Raw genomic sequence first — 17540 nt, forward strand, 5'->3', positions numbered from 1 at the left:
TGTGGTTTGTGAATCAGTGTGTGGCTTTTTAACGATCAATCCGGGTGATTTTTGACCCGTATAAAGAGTAACGACCACAAAGGCATAAGGTTTATAGGCTAACTGTAATCAAACTGTAATAATTTCTGAGGTAATGCACTTGACCAGATGAAATGGTCTCAAGGACGCTGTGGGTGAAGGGGTAAAACATTAGATAAAACAGCAGGCAATCATCAGAGGGTGCGTATTTGAGACGGGCAAACTCACCCGAGCGCGGGTGGGTTAAGGACGGCCGCACAGGCTGAGCGGACCGTCCTGACGAGAATGGACTTAACCCGTGTTACGCATGCCAGCAGCGACACCGGCAATCGTCACCATCAGCGCCTGTTCGACGCGCGCATCCGGTTCGTCACCGCGGGCTTCTTGAGCACGTGAACGGTGAAGCAGTTCAGCCTGCAGTACGTTCAGGGGATCGGTATACACGTTGCGCAGGGCAATGGATTCGGCAATCCACGGCTGATCCGCCATCAGGTGTGAATCGTTGGCGATGGTCAGCACGGCTTTGATATCGGCATCCAGCTGGTCACGCAGCTGTTGACCTAATGGCCACAAGGATTTATCCACTAGCCGTTGGTCGTAATATTCCGCCAGCCACAGGTCTGCTTTAGAGAACACCATCTCCAGCATACCGAGGCGGGTTGAGAAAAACGGCCAGTCGCGACACATCGCTTCGAGCTGATCCTGATGGCCTGCCAGCATCGCCTGCTGCAGCGCCGCACCTGCACCCAGCCATGCCGGGAGCATCAGACGGTTTTGGGTCCAGGCGAAGATCCAGGGAATGGCGCGCAGGGATTCCACACCGCCGGTAGGACGGCGTTTGGCCGGGCGTGAACCCAGTGGCAGCTTGCCCAGTTCCTGCTCTGGGGTGGCTGAACGGAAGTAGGGCACAAAGTCGGCGTTTTCGCGCACGTAGCCCCGGTACATGGCACAGGAATCCGCAGAAAGCTGATTCATAATACTGCGCCATTCCGGTTTAGGTTCCGGCGGTGGCATCAGGTTAGCTTCCAGTATCGCACCGGTATAGAGCGACAGGCTGGCGATAGTCACTTCCGGTAAACCGTATTTAAAGCGGATCATTTCGCCCTGCTCGGTAACGCGCAGGCCGCCCTTCAGGCTGCCTGGCGGCTGAGACAGCAGCGCAGCATGTGCCGGCGCGCCGCCGCGACCGATAGTACCGCCACGTCCGTGGAACAAGGTCAGTGACACTCCGGCTTTTTCGCAGGTTTTAATCAGCGCATCCTGCGCCTGATACTGCGCCCAACTGGCCGCCATGACGCCGGCATCTTTCGCCGAGTCGGAATAGCCAATCATGACCATCTGTTTGCCCTGAATAAAGCCGCGATACCAGTCAATGTTGAGCAGCTTGCTCATCACATCGTTGGCATTGTTGAGGTCATCAAGCGTTTCAAACAGCGGTGCAACCGGCATCGCAAAAGGTATACCGGCTTCTTTCAGTAACAGGTGGACGGCCAGCACATCCGACGGCGTTTTTGCCATCGAAATCACATAGGCGGCGATAGAGCCCTGAGGCGCTTCCGCTACCACTTTGCAGGTTTCCAGCACTTCGCGGGTTTCATCGCTCGGTTCCCAGCTGCGCGGCAGTAAAGGGCGCTTAGAGTTCAGCTCGCGGATGAGGAACGCTTGCTTGTCGGCTTCTGACCAGCTCTCATAATCGCCCAGCCCAAGGTAGCGGGTAATCTCTGCAATGGCTTCGGTGTGACGGGTGCTTTCCTGACGAACATCAATGCGGACCAGCGGCACGCCGAAGCATTTGACGCGGCGCAGCGTATCCAGCAGTTGGCCGTTGGCAATGATGCTCATGCCACACTGCTGCAGGGATTGATAGATCGCATACAGCGGGTCCCAAAGCTGAGCGTTAGAGACCAGTAGGTCAGCCGGACGTGGTAAACGTTCGCCTTTAAGGCGACGTTCCAGATAAGCCTGCGTGCTCATTAGCTGGCTGCGCAGACGCTTCAAAATCACGCGATAAGGTTCGAGCGCTTCAGGATCGCCACTGAGATCGGCCACTTCCTGGCTGCATTCAGACATCGACAGTTCTGAAATCAGTACGCCAATGTCACGCAGGAACAGGTCGGTGGCTTTCCAGCGGCTGAGCTGCATGACGTGGCGGGTGATGGAGGCCGTGACATTGGGGTTGCCGTCACGGTCACCGCCCATCCAGGAGGTAAACTGCACCGGAACGAAATCGACCGGCAGCTTAATGCCAAACGTCTCTTCTACCTGTTCATTCAGCTCACGCAGAAACGCAGGTACGCCTTCCCACAGGCTGTTTTCAACGACGGCAAAGCCCCATTTGGCTTCATCCACGGGCGTAGGACGGTATTTACGGATCTCATCCGTATGCCAGGCCTGAGCGACCAGTTGGCGCAGGCGGCGCATAATCTGGTTACGCTCGTAGTCAGAAATATCGCTGTGATCGAGCTGTTCAAGACAGCTGTTAACTTCGCCCAGTTTATGAATCAGCGTACGACGCGTAATTTCTGTGGGATGGGCGGTCAACACCAGTTCCAGCGACAGGGATTCAATCGCCGCGTGAATAGCACTTTCACTAAGATTGTTTTGTTTGAGCGTTTCGAAGGTCTTTTTTAACAACTCGGGATGATTCGCGCCATCGCCGCTGCGGGAAATGGTTTGATACTGTTCAGCCACGTTAGTGAGGTTCAGGAACTGACTGAAAGCACGTGCGACGGGCAACAACTCGTCATTTGACAGGTTCTGCAGCGTATTCAGCAACGCCTTACGATGCGTGTCATTGCCAGCACGGGATGATTTAGACAGCTTACGGATGGTTTCCACCTGGTCCAGGATGTTCTCTCCCAGCGCATCCTTAATCGTATCCCCGAGCAGTTTGCCGAGCATACTGACATTACTTCGCATTGCGGAATATTGTTCGTTCATGTGACCCTGACACCCTTATCGTCTTGATAAACCTCTATACCCGGTCTTTTCAGGCAGCACAAAAGCCAGCAACGTTGTCCTCTCGGTACTGCCCGAGGTTCTTCAGTTGCTGCCTGTCGCAAGCTGAATAAAGTGGGATGATTGCCCCGTAGGTATAACATCGTCTTTTATCTAGCCACGTAATCATCCGTTCGTCAATTGACTTAAAGTGAAGGAAACATGCAGCTAACTGCTGGAAATTCATGGAATTTGATAGGGGAGAAGCGGGATAAGTTATTCTTATTATCAAATCCCGCAGAATGGCGGGGCATTTTGCTGTTAATTCAGTGAAATGCCCCGATTAATGATAATTAGTGACAGAAATGCTGCACAACCTGGCTTATCAGCGCACGGGTAGGCTTAATAAATGCGGTATCGATAAACTCGTCTGGCTGGTGCGCCTGATTGATCGATCCTGGGCCCAGTACCAGGGTTGGGCAGAGTTGCTGAATAAAAGGCGCTTCAGTGCAGTAATTCACCACTTCCGTCTGAATCCCCAGCAGCGTTTCTACCACTTTAACCAGTTCATGATCAGCGGGGCACTCGTAGCCGGGAATCGGTGGATGCAGTTCTTCAATGGTGATCCGTCCCGGCCAGCGTTCGCTTACCGGTGCCAGTGCTTCATTTAGCAGCCCGTCGAGATCGCTCAGCGTAAGGCCCGGCAGGGGCCGGATATCCATATGCAATTCGCAGCAGGCACAGATACGGTTTGCCGCATCGCCGCCGTGAATATGACCAAAGTTCATGGTCGGATAGGGGATGGCAAAGCCATCGTGGTGGTAACGTGATTTGAGTGTGTTACGCAACTGCATGAGTTCGGTAATCGACTCATGCATTAGCTCAATGGCATTGACGCCGCGTCCGGGATCGCTGGAGTGGCCCGATTGTCCCTGAATGCGAATCGCATTAGATATATGGCCTTTGTGCGCCCGCACCGGCTTTAGCGAGGTCGGTTCGCCAATAATGGCGCAGTCGGGGCGAAGCTGGGTGGACTCTGCAAAATATTTCGCACCTGCCATCGTGGTTTCTTCATCGGCGGTCGCCAAAATGTACAGCGGCTTACTCAGGGTTGTCACATCCACATCACGTAGCGTGTCCAGAATAAACGCAAAGAAGCCTTTCATATCGGCGGTGCCCAGACCGTACAGCTTGTTGTCATGTTCGGTCAGGGTAAAGGGATCGCGAGTCCAGCGACCATCATCGAACGGAACGGTATCGGTATGCCCGGCAAGCAGCAGGCCGCCCGCGCCGTTTCCGGTGCGCGCCAGCATATTAAATTTATGACGTGTTCCGGGTACGGGCTGTACTTCCACAGCAAAACCCAGGTCGCGGAACCAGCCAGCCAGTAAATTGATTAAAGTTTCATTGCTCTGATCGAGTGCGGCATCGGTTGCGCTGATTGACGGCGTAGCGATCAACTGGCGGTATAGTTCGATAAAAGGCGGTAATTTTGTCTTCACTGTTGACGGTCCTTGAGTTAGGATGTATCAATATTCATGCATTAATAGTGAATAAAAATACATTAACGTCGTGTGCATGTGAACCTTAAATCGCTGCAAACGACATCGTGGGCAACGGGGCAAGGCCGCGACCCGGAACGTGTGACTGTAATAAAGGTATACAGCCTGATGTTGAATACGCTGATCGTTGGTGCCAGTGGTTACGCTGGCGTAGAGCTTGCCACCTTCCTTAATCGCCATCCACATATCAACATAACCGCTTTGGCGGTATCTGCGCAAAGTCCCGATGCGGGCAAGCGCCTGTCCGATCTTCATCCACAGCTTAAAGGCGTGGTGGATTTGCCGCTGCAGCCGTTGAGTGATGCCGCCGAATGGGCAGACAAAGTGGATGTGGTGTTTCTGGCGACCGCCCACGAAGTCAGCCATGACCTGGCCCCTGAATTTCTTAAAGCCGGTTGTGTGGTGTTCGATCTGTCAGGCGCGTTTCGCGTCAACGATGGCGATTTTTACACCCAGTTTTATGGCTTTACGCATCAGCACGGTGACTGGCTGGATAAAGCCGTTTACGGTCTTGCTGAGTTCCAGCAGGAAAAAATTAAAGAAGCACAGCTGGTGGCCGTACCGGGCTGCTATCCCACTGCCTCCCAGCTGGCGTTGAAGCCCGTGTTAGATGCGGGTTTGCTGAATGACGCGCAGTGGCCGGTAATTAACGCCACCAGCGGCGTGAGTGGGGCGGGGCGCAAAGCGAATGTCGGCACCAGCTTCTGCGAAGTCAGCCTGCAACCTTACGGTATTTTTAATCATCGTCATCATCCTGAGATTGTGGCGCACCTGGGAACGCCGGTGATTTTCACCCCGCACCTGGGCAGTTTTCCGCGTGGGATTCTGGCGACCGTTACCTGCCGCCTGAAGGCCGGCGTAAGCCGTGATGATGTTGCTGAAGCTTTTCATAACGCCTACCACGATAAGCCGCTGGTACGCGTGTACGAACAGGGCGTGCCGGCTCTGAAAGCGGTTGTCGGGCTACCCTACTGCGATATCGGGTTCGCCGTTCAGGGCGAACACCTGATTGTGGTGGCTGCAGAAGATAACCTGCTCAAAGGCGCGGCCTCCCAGGCGGTGCAGTGCCTTAATATTCGTTTCGGTTTCCCTGAAACGCAGTCACTGATTTAACGGACGAGTAAACCATGACCAATCCATTGATTATCAAGCTGGGCGGTGTGCTGTTAGACAGCGAAGAAGCGCTGGCCCGTTTATTTGACGCGCTGCTGGCCTATCGCTCCGCGCATCAGCGCCCGTTGATCGTCGTTCACGGCGGCGGCTGTCTGGTCGATGAACTGATGAAAAAACTGGCGCTGCCGGTGCAGAAAAAGAACGGCTTACGCGTTACGCCTGCCGACCAGATCGACATCATTACCGGCGCACTGGCGGGTACCGCGAACAAAACCCTGCTGGCCTGGGCGAAAAAATATGGCATTCACGCGGTAGGCCTTTGCCTGGGCGATGCAGGCCTGGTTAATGTCACGCAGCTGGATGAAGCACTCGGTCATGTGGGCCACGCCACGCCGGGTAATCCCGCGTTGGTCAATACATTGCTTGCGGCGGGTTATATGCCTGTTGTCAGCTCAATTGGCATTACCGATGACGGCCAGTTAATGAACGTCAATGCGGATCAGGCCGCCACGGCGCTGGCATCAACGCTGGGTGCTGATTTAGTCTTGTTGTCGGATGTCAGTGGCATTCTCGATGGCAAAGGCCAGCGCATTGCAGAGATGACGGCTGACAAAGCTGAACAGTTGATTGCGCAGGGCATCATCACCGATGGCATGATTGTGAAAGTGAACGCAGCGCTGGATGCTGCGCGCACGCTGGGCCGCCCGGTTGATATCGCCAGCTGGCGTCATGCCGAGCAACTGCCCGACCTTTTTAACGGTGTGTCCATTGGCACCCGGATTCTCGCTTAACGACTCAGATTCAAGGATTACGAAATGCAAACGCAAAACATCAAAAAAATCGTTCTGGCTTACTCTGGTGGTCTGGATACTTCCGCCATTATTCCCTGGCTGAAAGAAAACTATGGCGGCTGTGAAGTGGTCGCGTTTGTGGCTGATATCGGCCAGGAACGTAGCGATCTGGAAGGCGTTGAGAAGAAAGCGCTGCAGTCGGGTGCATCAGAATGCCACGTGGTTGATCTGCGTGAAGAGTTTATCAGCGACTACGTTTATCCGGTTCTGCAGACCGGTGCGCTGTATGAAGGAACTTACCTACTGGGCACCTCCATGGCGCGTCCTATCATCGCTAAAGCGCAGGTTGAGCTGGCGCTGAAAGTCGGTGCTGATGCCCTGTGCCACGGTGCGACCGGTAAAGGGAATGACCAGGTACGTTTTGAAACCACCTATACCGCGCTGGCACCCCAGCTGAAAGTGGTTGCGCCATGGCGCGAATGGAACCTGCGTTCACGTGAAGCGCTGCTGGATTATCTGAAAGAGCGCAATATCCCGACCACCGCTTCGCTGGAAAAAATCTACAGCCGTGATGAAAACGCCTGGCATATTTCTACCGAAGGCGGCGTGCTGGAAAGCCCGTCTAATGCGCCGAATAAAGATTGCTGGGTCTGGACCGTTGATCCGCTGGAAGCCCCGGATCAGCCTGAAGACGTGACGGTAACCGTTGAAAAAGGGCGCGTTGTCGCGGTGAACGGCGAGAAACTGAGCCCGTTCCAGTGTCTGGAAAAGTTGAACGTGCTGGGTGCTAAACACGGCGTAGGTCGTATCGATATCGTTGAAAACCGTCTGGTGGGCATTAAATCACGCGGCTGTTACGAAACTCCCGGCGGCACCATCATGGTTAACGCACTGCGTGCGGTTGAGCAACTGGTTCTGGATCGCGACAGCTTCAAATGGCGTGAGCAGCTGGGCCATGAAATGTCCTATGTGGTTTACGATGGTCGCTGGTTTGCACCGCTGCGTAAGTCTATCCAGGCGGCGGCAGAGTCGCTGGCAGAAGAAGTCAACGGTGAAGTGGTCCTGCAACTCTACAAAGGCCAGGCCACGGCGACGCAGAAGCGTTCAGCCAACAGCCTGTATTCCGAAGAGTTTGCAACCTTCGGCGAAGACGAAGTTTACGATCATCGTCATGCCGGCGGCTTTATCCGTCTGTTCTCACTCTCTTCACGTATTCGTGCATTGAACGAGCAGAAGAAGTAATCGCAGGCGAGGATCGCCTCGCCTCTCAGTATGACCTCAGGGGCGGCTTTCAGGCCGCCCCTGGTTTAACGACTTGAAGGAGATTCACATGGCACTTTGGGGTGGACGCTTTACCCAGGCAGCAGATCAACGTTTCAAACAGTTCAACGACTCGCTGCGTTTTGATTACCGCCTGGCTGAGCAGGACATCATTGGCTCAGTGGCCTGGTCCAAAGCGCTGGTGACGGTAAATGTTCTGACCGGTGATGAGCAGCAGCAGCTGGAAGCCGCATTGAATGCATTGCTGGAAGAGGTTCGTGCCAATCCTGAGCAAATTCTGCAAAGTGATGCCGAAGATATTCACAGCTGGGTTGAAGGCCAGTTGATCGAGAAAGTCGGCGCGCTGGGCAAAAAACTGCACACCGGCCGTAGCCGTAATGACCAGGTAGCCACCGACCTGAAGCTGTGGTGTAAGGAGCAGGTCGACGCACTGCTGGGGGCCACACGTGAGCTGCAGCAGGCGCTGGTCGCCACCGCCGAAGTGAACCAGGACGCGGTGATGCCGGGCTATACGCATTTGCAGCGGGCGCAGCCGGTGACCTTTGCGCATTGGTGCCTCGCCTATGTTGAAATGCTGGCGCGCGATGAAAGCCGTTTGCAGGATACGTTGAAGCGTCTTGATGTTAGCCCACTGGGTTGTGGCGCGCTGGCAGGAACGGCGTATGACATCGATCGTGAGCAGCTGGCTGGCTGGTTAGGTTTTGCTTCTGCCACACGTAACAGCCTGGACACCGTTTCCGATCGTGACCATGTTCTGGAACTGCTCTCGGATGCGTCAATCGGTATGGTACATCTGTCGCGCTTTGCTGAAGACATGATTTTCTTCAACACAGGCGAAGCCGGCTTTATCGAACTCTCAGATAAAGTCACCTCGGGTTCATCCCTGATGCCACAGAAGAAAAACCCGGATGCGCTAGAGCTGATTCGCGGCAAGTGTGGCCGTGTACAGGGCGCGTTAACCGGAATGATGATGACGCTGAAAGGCCTGCCGCTCGCCTACAACAAAGACATGCAGGAAGACAAAGAAGGGCTGTTCGACGCGCTGGATACCTGGCTGGACTGCCTGCATATGTCGGTTCTTGTCCTGGATGGCCTGCAGGTGAAACGTCCTCGCTGCCAGGAAGCGGCAGAGCAGGGCTACGCTAACTCAACCGAGCTGGCTGACTACCTCGTTGCCAAAGGCGTGCCGTTCCGTGAGGCGCACCACATTGTCGGTGAAACGGTCGTTGAAGCGATAAAACAGGGCGTGGCGCTGGAAGCACTGACGCTGGCGCAGTTAAAGCACTTCAGTAGCGTGATAGAGGACGATGTCTATCCTGTTCTGGCCCTAAAATCCTGTCTGGATAAGCGTAATGCGCAGGGTGGGGTTTCGCCCGGTCAGGTTGCCCGTGCTATCGCGGATGCCAAAACACGCTTAGCGTAAACGGCAGGCAAAAAAAAAAGCGGGCATCAGATGCCCGCCAACCTCTAGCTTCAGAAACTACTTTTATTTTAGGCACATCATCAGAGCCGCGGCGCTCCCGGCCGATGCTAAGATTCGTAGCGTTTACCCTCTACGCGTTTTAGGGAAGCCTGACAGCGCTTCTCGTCTTTTTTTTGGCGAAGGGCTCACGACTGTTGAAAACAGGGAGAACACCGTTTTCAACGTTCAGAAAACATTTCCCTGGGTGGCAATGAATCTGAATTGATGTGGGCATTATTCCCATCCGCTCTTGATAGGGCCAATCGTTGGTTGCTATTCTATCTATCGCCACGAGCTATCGTGGAATGGAGGGTAATAATGAATATCCGTGATCTTGAATATCTGGTTTCGCTTGCTGAACATCGTCATTTCCGACGTGCTGCGGATGCCTGCCATGTCAGTCAGCCCACGTTGAGCGGACAGATCCGTAAATTAGAAGACGAATTAGGTGTCATGCTGCTGGAGCGTACCAGCCGCAAAGTGCTGTTTACTCAGGCCGGCCTGTTGCTGGTCGACCAGGCGCGTACCGTTCTGCGTGAAGTCAAAGTGCTGAAAGAGATGGCCAGTCAGCAAGGCGAAGCGATGTCAGGGCCACTGCATATTGGGCTTATCCCCACGACCGGCCCTTATTTGCTGCCGCAGATCATTCCAATGCTGCATCAGACCTTTCCAAAGCTGGAAATGTATCTGCATGAAGCGCAGACGCAGCAACTGCTGGCGCAGCTCGACAGCGGCAAACTGGACTGTGCGATTCTGGCGTTGGTGAAAGAAAGCGAAGCCTTTATCGAGGTCCCGCTGTTTGATGAGCCGATGAAGCTGGCCGTCTATGAAGATCACCCATGGCGCGATCGTGACCGCGTGCCGATGTCCGATCTGGCGGGCGAAAAGCTGCTAATGCTGGAAGACGGTCATTGCCTGCGCGATCAGGCGATGGGCTTTTGCTTTGAAGCAGGTGCAGACGAAGATACGCATTTCCGCGCGACCAGCCTGGAAACCTTGCGCAATATGGTTGCGGCGGGAAGCGGGATCACGTTACTGCCTGCACTGGCCGTACCGGATCAGCGTATTCGTGACGGCGTTTGTTATCTCCCGTGCTACAAACCGGTCCCCCAACGCACTATCGCACTGGTATACCGTCCCGGTTCACCCCTGCGCAGTCGTTATGAACAACTGGCAGAGGCAATCCGAACGCACATGCAAGGCTATTTCGATACGGCGTTAAAACAGGCGGTTTAAGCCGTTTAACGCCGCAACACGATAGGCTTCGGCCATGGTGGGATAGTTAAAGGTGGTATTCACAAAGTACTCGATTGTGTTGCCACCATTTTTTTGCTCCATAATCGCCTGACCGATATGGATGATCTCCGCCGCGCGCTCGCCAAAACAATGAATGCCTAAAATTTCTTTGGTTTCGCGATGGAACAGGATCTTCAGGCTACCCACATTCATCCCAACGATTTGCGCACGCGCCAGATGTTTGAACTGAGCACGACCCACTTCGTATGGCACTTTCATTGCCGTCAGCTGCTGCTCGGTTTTCCCCACAGAACTGATTTCCGGAATGGTATAGATCCCGGTTGGGATGTCTTCTATCAGATGCGCTGAGGCTTCACCTTTCATAATGGCCTGCGCGGCAATACGGCCCTGATCGTAAGCAGCGGATGCCAGACTTGGATAACCAATCACGTCGCCTACCGCATAAATGTGCGGCTGAGCTGTCTGATACATGCTGTTCACTTTCAGCAGGCCACGTCCGTCTGCTTCCAGACCGACATTTTCCAGCGACAGCGAATCAGTGTTACCGGTACGACCATTCGCATACAGCAGGCAATCCGCTTTTACTTTCTTGCCGGATTTAAGGTGCATGATCACGCCGTCATCTACGCCTTCAATTTTCTCGAACTCTTCATTGTGACGAATCACAACGCCGCTGTTCCAGAAGTGATAGGACAGCGAGTCGGACATCTCCTGGTCAAGAAATGCCAGCAGCCGGTCACGGGTGTTAATCAAATCAACTTTGACGTTAAGTCCACGGAAAATAGAAGCATATTCACAGCCAATGACACCGGCGCCGTAAATGATCACGTGGCCAGGTTCATGGTGCAGGTTGAGAATAGAATCGGAGTCGTAAATGCGTGGATGGGTAAAGTCGACATCGTGGGGATGATAAGGGCGTGAACCGCAGGCGATGATAAACTTCTCGGCGGTCAGTTTTTCGCGCGTACCGTCATGATGTTCTACCTCGACCGTGTTGGCATCAACAAAATGGGCATCGCCCTGAAAGAGTTCGCAGCGGTTACGCTCGTAAAAACCCTGACGCATCGCCGTTTGCTGGTTGATCACGCTTTCCGTGTGATTAAGGATATCGGCAAAGGATGAACGAAGCAGTCGGGTGTGGTCGCTGTAAAGGGGATTTTGATTGAATTCGATGATGCGGCTAACAGCGTGACGGAGGGCTTTTGAAGGGATGGTTCCCCAGTGAGTACAGCCGCCGCCGATGTTGTGATAGCGTTCGATAACCGCGATGCGTGCGCCTTGCTTGACCAGTCCCATCGCCGCACCTTCGCCGCCGGGTCCTGAACCAATCACTATAACATCGTAATCGTAAGACTTTTGCATACCGATACGTCCTATTATTTATACATTTTTACAACGAGATTCTAACATCTCACCGCGCACTTCTGAATTCTAACAGCGATTTTCATCACGTTTTGCCTTTCAGTGGTGTTTAACAAGCCGTCACAAAGTTTGCCCGACTGTACGCTGAATATTTTGTTATAGTGCTGTTTCAGAACCTCACAAGGCAGAGAGAATGGGTGTCAGAGCGCAACAAAAAGAACGTACACGGCGTACACTCATCGAAGCTGCATTCAGTCAGCTCAGCGCCGAACGCAGTTTTGCCAGCCTGAGCCTACGTGAAGTTGCCAGGGAAGCCGGCATTGCGCCTACGTCTTTTTATCGGCATTTCAAAGATGTTGATGAGTTAGGTCTGACGATGGTTGACGAAAGTGGACTGATGTTGCGCCAGTTGATGCGCCAGGCACGCCAGCGTATCGCAAAAGGTGGCAGCATTATTAAAACCTCTATCGCCACATTCATGGAGTTCATCGAGAATAACCCCAATGCGTTTCGCTTGTTATTGCGCGAACGTTCAGGAACTTCTGCGGCCTTTCGCGCTGCTGTTGCACGTGAAATTCAACATTTTATTGCTGAACTGGCTGACTATCTTGAGGTCGAAAATCGCATGCCGCGCAGCTTCACCGAAGCGCAGGCTGAAGCGATGGTGACGATTGTTTTTAGCGCGGGTGCTGAAGCGCTGGACATTGATATCGAGCAGCGACGTAAGCTGGAAGATCGTCTGGTATTACAGTTACGCATGATCGCCAAAGGCGCTTATTACTGGTATCGCCGGGAACAAGAACGCCTGGCGGTAACCCTGGATAAACCTGAAGAGATATGAATAAGGACCCTGCCATGACCCACCCAAGCTCCCGTGATAAAGGCACGATGTTGCTGGCTTTTATTACCGGCCTTGCTATGAACGGCTCGTTCTCCGTGCTGTTTAGTGCTTTTGTTCCTTTTTCTATTTTTCCACTGATTGCGTTGGGGCTGTCGGCCTGGTGCCTGCATCAGCGTTATCTGAACAAAAACATGCCGGATGGCGTTCCCGGCCTTGCTGCCGCCTTTTTCCTGCTGGGCATTTTGGTTTACAGCGCGCTGGTCAGGGCAGAGTACCCGGATATTGGCTCTAATTTCATCCCGACCATTTTGATGGTTGGGCTGGTGTTCTGGATTGCCCTGCGTTACAAGCGCAACCGCAATCGGTAATTAAAAACGGGAACCTTCAGGTTCCCGTTTTTTTACGCTTTACGCGTCAGCAGCACGCCGCATTCCATATGGTGGGTGTACGGGAACTGGTCAAACAGCGCCAGCCGCGTGACGTCGTGCGTTTGCGCCAGTATCCGCAGATTGTCGCACAGGGTTTGCGGATTGCAGGAAATATAGAGAATGGCAGGATAAGCCTGCACCATCTTAACGGTTTCCTCATCCAGCCCGCTGCGCGGCGGATCGACAAAGATCGTCTCGCAGTCATAACTCTTCAGATCGATCCCTTCCAGCCGGTTAAAGCTGCGCACGCCATTCATCGCCTGCGTAAACTCTTCGGCCGCCATGCGAATAATCTGCACGTTATCAACCTGGTTGGCGGCAATATTGTACTGCGCTGACGCTACGGAAGGTTTGGCGATTTCTGTTGCCAGTACCCGGCGGAAATTTCGGGCCAGCGCCAGCGAGAAGTTGCCATTACCACAGTAGAGCTCCAGCAGATCGCCGCGAGAACCCGTGGTGACGTCCAGTGCCCATTCCAGCATTTGAATGTTCATGGCGGCGTTAGGCTGCGTAAAGCTGTTTTCTACCTGACGGTAAATCATCTCTTTTCCGGCCACTGGCAAACGCTCATCGACATAATCCCGATCAAGGCAGATTTTGGTCTTGGTCGCGCGGCCAATCAGCTGGACATCAATACCTTCGGCCCGCAATTGATCGCGTAACATGCTGGCGGCCTGCTGCCATTCCTCATCCAGTTTGCGGTGGTAGAGCAGCGAAATCACGATCTGATGACTCATCGTGGACAGGTAGTCGATCTGAAACAGCTTGTGGCGCAGCAGACGATTGTCCCGAATGGCCGCCATCATTTTTGGCATGACCTGATTGATTAACTCACTGGCCGCAGGAAACTGATCGACGCGTATGCGCTGTTTCGTCTCCTGATCGAAGATAATATGGTAGAGGTCATCACCCTCGTGCCAGATGCGGAATTCTGCTCGCATGCGGTAGTGACTGACGGGTGAACGAAACACCTCCACGGCGGGCGCAGCGAATGGCGTCATCATCGTTTCTAACCGACTGACTTTTTCCGCCAGCTGCGCGTCATACTGTTCAACAGGGAGATGTTCGGGTGTCATGTTTAATCCTGGTTAAGAGCTTACTTGCCGGGCGATTGTAGGCATTCACCTGCCGATGTCCAGTCTTGTACGCTGGCGCAGAAAGACGACGTGCGGAAGTCTGGACTTGCTCATGCGCTCTTCGTAGACTGCTGGCACCGGCCTCAGCCTTGAGTTAATAGGGAATCCAGTGTGAATCTGGAGCTGACGCGCAGCGGTAAGGAATGTCAGGGTGATTGCAATTGCAGACACTGTCCTGCGGGATGGGAAGTCATCACCTGCTATGATTCCCAGCCCGAAGACCTGCCGGTGTGACGTCGCCACTCTTACAGTCATCGCGTGCTATCGATTGTATGCCTGCGGCATCCTTTTTCTTTTGGATGCGATAAAAAATGAGTAAAACAAAAGCCTCGCTGTTTGCCTTCAGCGCAACGGCGATTTCCCTCTGGGCGCAAAATGGCTTTGCGCAGGGTAATGATGATACGCAAATCGTGACCGCCAATCGTTTTCAACAGCCAGTGTCGTCGGTGCTGGCCCCGACGACCGTGGTTACGCGTGAAGAGATTGATCGCTGGCAGTCCAAAAGCCTCATTGATGTCATGCGGCGTTTGCCGGGGGTGGATATTGCTCAAAACGGTGGACTGGGGCAGTTAAGCTCCATGTTTATTCGTGGAACCAATTCCAGCCATGTTCTTGTACTGATCGACGGTATTCGTCTTAACCAGGCTGGGATTTCGGGTTCTTCCGATCTCAGCCAGATCCCGCTGTCGCTGGTGCAACGAATCGAATACATCCGGGGTGCACGTTCGGCGGTTTATGGTTCAGATGCCATCGGCGGCGTCGTGAATATTATTACGGGCCGCGATAAGCCCGGTACCACGCTGACCGCAGGTGTGGGTTCTAACGGCTATCAGGCATACGATGGGTCCACCCAGCAGCGGCTGGGTGAGGCGACCACAGCCACTCTGGCGGGGAATTATACCTATACCAAAGGGTATGATGTGGTGGCTAACCTGCCTGATGCCTTTAGCGCGGCCCAGCCCGATCGTGATGGTTTTATGAGTAAAACCCTCTTTGGCACGGTGGAGCACCAATTTAACGATCAATTTAGTGGTTTTGTCCGTGGCTATGGTTTTGACAACCGCACTGCCTACGATGGACAGCAGGTATCTTTCGATCCCAATGCGTTTGTTGATACTCGCCAACTCTACAGTCAAAGCTGGGATAGCGGCTTGCGCTTCAATCAGGGCATCTATTCAACGCAGTTGGTGGCCAGTTACAGCCATACCAAAGACATTAACTACAGCCCTCAACTGGGGCGATATGACAGTACCGCGACCTTTGATGACATTGAGCAGTATAACGTGCAATGGGGCAACACATTGCAAGCAGAGCACGGCACCTTCAGCGGCGGCGTCGACTGGCAAAAAGAGGCGACTCAGCCTGGTACAAACTTCCTGAGTGAGGGCTACGAACAGCGCAACACCGGCCTTTACGCGACGACCCAACAAAAATTTGGCGATGTGACGCTGGAAGGCGCACTTCGTGGGGATGACAATAGCCAGTTTGGCTGGCATACCACATGGCAGACAGCCGCAGCCTGGGAATTTGTAGAAGGTTATCGTGTCTTTGCCAACTATGGCACGGCATTTAACGCCCCTGATTTTGGACAGTTATACAGTGGCTTTGGCGGTAACCCGGATCTCAACCCAGAGAAAAGCAAACAATGGGAAGGGGGTTTTGAAGGCCTGACAGGCCCGGTTAACTGGCGAGTGTCGGGATACCGCAATGATATTGATGATTTGATCTCCTATACCAATAATCGCTATTACAATGTCAACCAGGCCCGGATAAAAGGCGTTGAAACAACGGCATCTTTTGATACTGGCGTGCTCTCTCATTCATTATCTTTTGACTATCTTGATGCTCGCGATGCGACGACAAATCAATGGCTGGCTCGTCGGGCAAAAGAACAGTTTAAATATCAGCTGGATTTAACGCTGTATGATTTCGACTGGTCAGTGAGTTATCAGTATCTTGGCCAGCGTTACGACACCAATTTCAACACGCTTGAAACGGTAAAGCTGGGCGGTGTCAGCCTGTGGGATCTCGCCGTATCGTATCCGGTCACATCACATCTGACCGTTCGTGGTAGAATCGCCAACCTGTTCGATAAAGATTACGAGACAGCGTATGGCTATCAGACTCCAGGAAGAGAGTATTACCTCAGCGGAAGCTACAGCTTCTGACCTGCGCCCGACTGTGCTGGTGTTTGACTCCGGCGTCGGCGGGCTTTCAGTCTATGATGAGGTTCGGCAACTTCTGCCGGACCTGCACTATCTTTATGCGTTCGACAACGCGGGCTTTCCCTACGGAGAGAAAACCGAGACCTTTATTGTCGAGCGTGTGGTCGCGATTGTTGATGCCATTACCCGCCGTCATCCCATTTCCCTGGTCATCATCGCCTGCAATACCGCCAGCACCGTGACACTGCCCGCATTACGTGAGCGATTTGCCTTTCCTGTCGTCGGCGTAGTGCCTGCGATTAAACCTGCTGCGCGTCTAACGCGTAATGGTGTGGTGGGGCTGCTTGCAACGCGCGCGACGGTTCGTCGCTCGTATACGCATGAGCTGGTGTCGCAGTTTGCCAAAACCTGCAAGATTGAAATGTTGGGTTCAGCCGAACTGGTTGAGCTGGCTGAGGCCAAACTGCATGGCGAAGAGGTGGCGATAGATGAAATCAGGCGCATTGTGCAACCCTGGTTACGTATGGCAGAGCCGCCGGACACAGTGGTGTTAGGATGTACGCACTTTCCTTTGCTGCGCGATGAGCTGCAGCAGATCCTGCCGGAAGGGACGCGTTTAATTGATTCTGGGGCAGCTATAGCCAGACGAACGGCCTGGCTACTGGAAAATGAAGCCCCTGAAGTCCGATCGTCACTGCAAAACGTGGCGTTTTGTACCGAGCTGGATGGCGAAGCGGTGCAATTGTCACCGGTTTTGCAGCGTTATGGCTTCCCATTGCTTGAAAAACTGGCGCTTTAGAAGGTTTTCGTTGAAAAAAACAGCACTCGGAAAATTTATTGAAATTAGCCCTTGTCAGCCGAAAAGAACTCCCTATAATGCGCCTCCACTGACACGGCACAACGGAATACGAAGCGCCGGGTTAAGTAAGGTTCAGAACGATTCGAACCGGTCAGTTAAGCAAAAATAAGTGCTTGACTGATAAAGCGGAAAGCGTAATATATGCAGCCCGCGCCACAGAGAAGTGTGGCACTGCTCTTTAACAATTTATCAGACAATCTGTGTGGGCACTCGCAGGATTGATATCAGCGTCTCCGGACGTAAAAAATATCAAAGCCTCACGAGTGAACACATAATGAAATTCATTATGACGTTTTACAGATGAGCACCGCTGGACTTGTTTCAGCAA

General features: G+C 53.4%; 13 protein-coding genes and 1 riboswitch. Of the genes, 9 read left to right on the forward strand and 4 right to left on the reverse strand.

What is annotated here, in order from left to right; all coding sequences use genetic code 11:
- Positions 1–309: 309 nt before the first annotated feature.
- Together ppc and argE are read right to left on the reverse strand one after the other, a co-directional pair.
- Positions 310–2958: a phosphoenolpyruvate carboxylase gene (ppc, locus tag NXS97_RS13810; protein ID WP_013027682.1), complete on the reverse strand. Its 2649-nt coding sequence runs from the start codon at positions 2956–2958 to the stop codon at positions 310–312.
- A 350-nt stretch (positions 2959–3308) separates the two neighbouring features.
- Positions 3309–4457 carry an acetylornithine deacetylase gene (argE, locus tag NXS97_RS13815; protein WP_013027681.1) on the reverse strand — a complete coding sequence of 383 codons (1149 nt, stop codon included), beginning with the start codon at positions 4455–4457 and terminating at the stop codon, positions 3309–3311.
- 168 nt (positions 4458–4625) lie between these two features.
- Here argE and argC point away from each other — a divergent pair, with 168 nt between their 5' ends.
- The 5 genes from argC (at position 4626) to oxyR (ending at position 10400) form a co-directional block, all read left to right on the forward strand.
- Positions 4626–5630, forward strand: coding sequence for an N-acetyl-gamma-glutamyl-phosphate reductase (gene argC, locus NXS97_RS13820; protein WP_014594874.1), 1005 nt, complete (start codon positions 4626–4628; stop codon positions 5628–5630).
- Positions 5631–5644: 14 nt separating this feature from the next.
- Complete coding sequence (gene argB, locus NXS97_RS13825) at positions 5645–6421, forward strand: acetylglutamate kinase (RefSeq protein WP_013027679.1); 777 nt, start codon at positions 5645–5647, stop codon at positions 6419–6421.
- Positions 6422–6445: 24 nt separating this feature from the next.
- Entirely contained in the window at positions 6446–7663 is a 1218-nt protein-coding gene (locus NXS97_RS13830) for an argininosuccinate synthase (RefSeq protein ID WP_013027678.1), read from the forward strand.
- An 88-nt stretch (positions 7664–7751) separates the two neighbouring features.
- Positions 7752–9125 carry an argininosuccinate lyase gene (gene argH / locus NXS97_RS13835; protein WP_116220174.1) on the forward strand — a complete coding sequence of 458 codons (1374 nt, stop codon included), beginning with the start codon at positions 7752–7754 and terminating at the stop codon, positions 9123–9125.
- 357 nt (positions 9126–9482) lie between these two features.
- Complete coding sequence (gene oxyR / locus NXS97_RS13840) at positions 9483–10400, forward strand: DNA-binding transcriptional regulator OxyR (protein ID WP_064352934.1); 918 nt, start codon at positions 9483–9485, stop codon at positions 10398–10400.
- Here the strand turns inward: oxyR and sthA are convergent.
- Positions 10383–11783 carry a Si-specific NAD(P)(+) transhydrogenase gene (sthA, locus tag NXS97_RS13845; RefSeq protein WP_013027675.1) on the reverse strand — a complete coding sequence of 467 codons (1401 nt, stop codon included), beginning with the start codon at positions 11781–11783 and terminating at the stop codon, positions 10383–10385. The genes oxyR and sthA overlap by 18 nt on opposite strands.
- A gap of 193 nt (positions 11784–11976) precedes the next feature.
- Between sthA and fabR the strand changes: the two genes are divergently transcribed.
- A complete protein-coding gene (gene fabR, locus NXS97_RS13850) occupies positions 11977–12624 on the forward strand; it encodes an HTH-type transcriptional repressor FabR (RefSeq protein WP_013027674.1) in 648 nt (215 codons plus the stop codon).
- Between the two features lie 14 nt (positions 12625–12638).
- Positions 12639–12992, forward strand: coding sequence for a YijD family membrane protein (locus NXS97_RS13855; protein ID WP_014604773.1), 354 nt, complete (start codon positions 12639–12641; stop codon positions 12990–12992).
- A 32-nt stretch (positions 12993–13024) separates the two neighbouring features.
- Here NXS97_RS13855 and trmA read toward each other — a convergent pair whose 3' ends face one another.
- The gene (trmA, locus tag NXS97_RS13860; RefSeq protein WP_064352932.1) at positions 13025–14128 is read right to left on the reverse strand and encodes a tRNA (uridine(54)-C5)-methyltransferase TrmA; all 1104 of its coding nucleotides are present in this window, start codon (positions 14126–14128) and stop codon (positions 13025–13027) included.
- Positions 14129–14249: 121 nt separating this feature from the next.
- Positions 14250–14433, forward strand: a riboswitch (cobalamin riboswitch).
- 66 nt (positions 14434–14499) lie between these two features.
- On the opposite strand from trmA, the gene btuB reads away from it, so the two are divergent.
- A complete protein-coding gene (gene btuB / locus NXS97_RS13865) occupies positions 14500–16356 on the forward strand; it encodes a TonB-dependent vitamin B12 receptor BtuB (RefSeq protein WP_116220175.1) in 1857 nt (618 codons plus the stop codon).
- A complete protein-coding gene (gene murI / locus NXS97_RS13870) occupies positions 16301–17152 on the forward strand; it encodes a glutamate racemase (RefSeq protein WP_028715911.1) in 852 nt (283 codons plus the stop codon). The genes btuB and murI overlap by 56 nt, the downstream gene beginning before the upstream one ends.
- Positions 17153–17540: the final 388 nt, after the last annotated feature.

It is taken from the genome of Pantoea sp. B623 (assembly GCF_024814475.1).
Taxonomy (GTDB): domain Bacteria; phylum Pseudomonadota; class Gammaproteobacteria; order Enterobacterales; family Enterobacteriaceae; genus Pantoea; species Pantoea ananatis.

Coding starts and splice junctions, on each gene's coding strand:
- argB (WP_013027679.1), top strand. CDS start 5,645: ATGACCAATCCATTGATTATCAAGCTGGGCGGTGTGCTGTTAGACAGC.
- btuB (WP_116220175.1), top strand. CDS start 14,500: ATGAGTAAAACAAAAGCCTCGCTGTTTGCCTTCAGCGCAACGGCGATT.
- sthA (WP_013027675.1), bottom strand. CDS start 11,783: ATGCAAAAGTCTTACGATTACGATGTTATAGTGATTGGTTCAGGACCC.
- argH (WP_116220174.1), top strand. CDS start 7,752: ATGGCACTTTGGGGTGGACGCTTTACCCAGGCAGCAGATCAACGTTTC.
- NXS97_RS13830 (WP_013027678.1), top strand. CDS start 6,446: ATGCAAACGCAAAACATCAAAAAAATCGTTCTGGCTTACTCTGGTGGT.
- NXS97_RS13855 (WP_014604773.1), top strand. CDS start 12,639: ATGACCCACCCAAGCTCCCGTGATAAAGGCACGATGTTGCTGGCTTTT.
- argC (WP_014594874.1), top strand. CDS start 4,626: ATGTTGAATACGCTGATCGTTGGTGCCAGTGGTTACGCTGGCGTAGAG.
- oxyR (WP_064352934.1), top strand. CDS start 9,483: ATGAATATCCGTGATCTTGAATATCTGGTTTCGCTTGCTGAACATCGT.
- ppc (WP_013027682.1), bottom strand. CDS start 2,958: ATGAACGAACAATATTCCGCAATGCGAAGTAATGTCAGTATGCTCGGC.
- murI (WP_028715911.1), top strand. CDS start 16,301: ATGGCTATCAGACTCCAGGAAGAGAGTATTACCTCAGCGGAAGCTACA.
- trmA (WP_064352932.1), bottom strand. CDS start 14,128: ATGACACCCGAACATCTCCCTGTTGAACAGTATGACGCGCAGCTGGCG.
- fabR (WP_013027674.1), top strand. CDS start 11,977: ATGGGTGTCAGAGCGCAACAAAAAGAACGTACACGGCGTACACTCATC.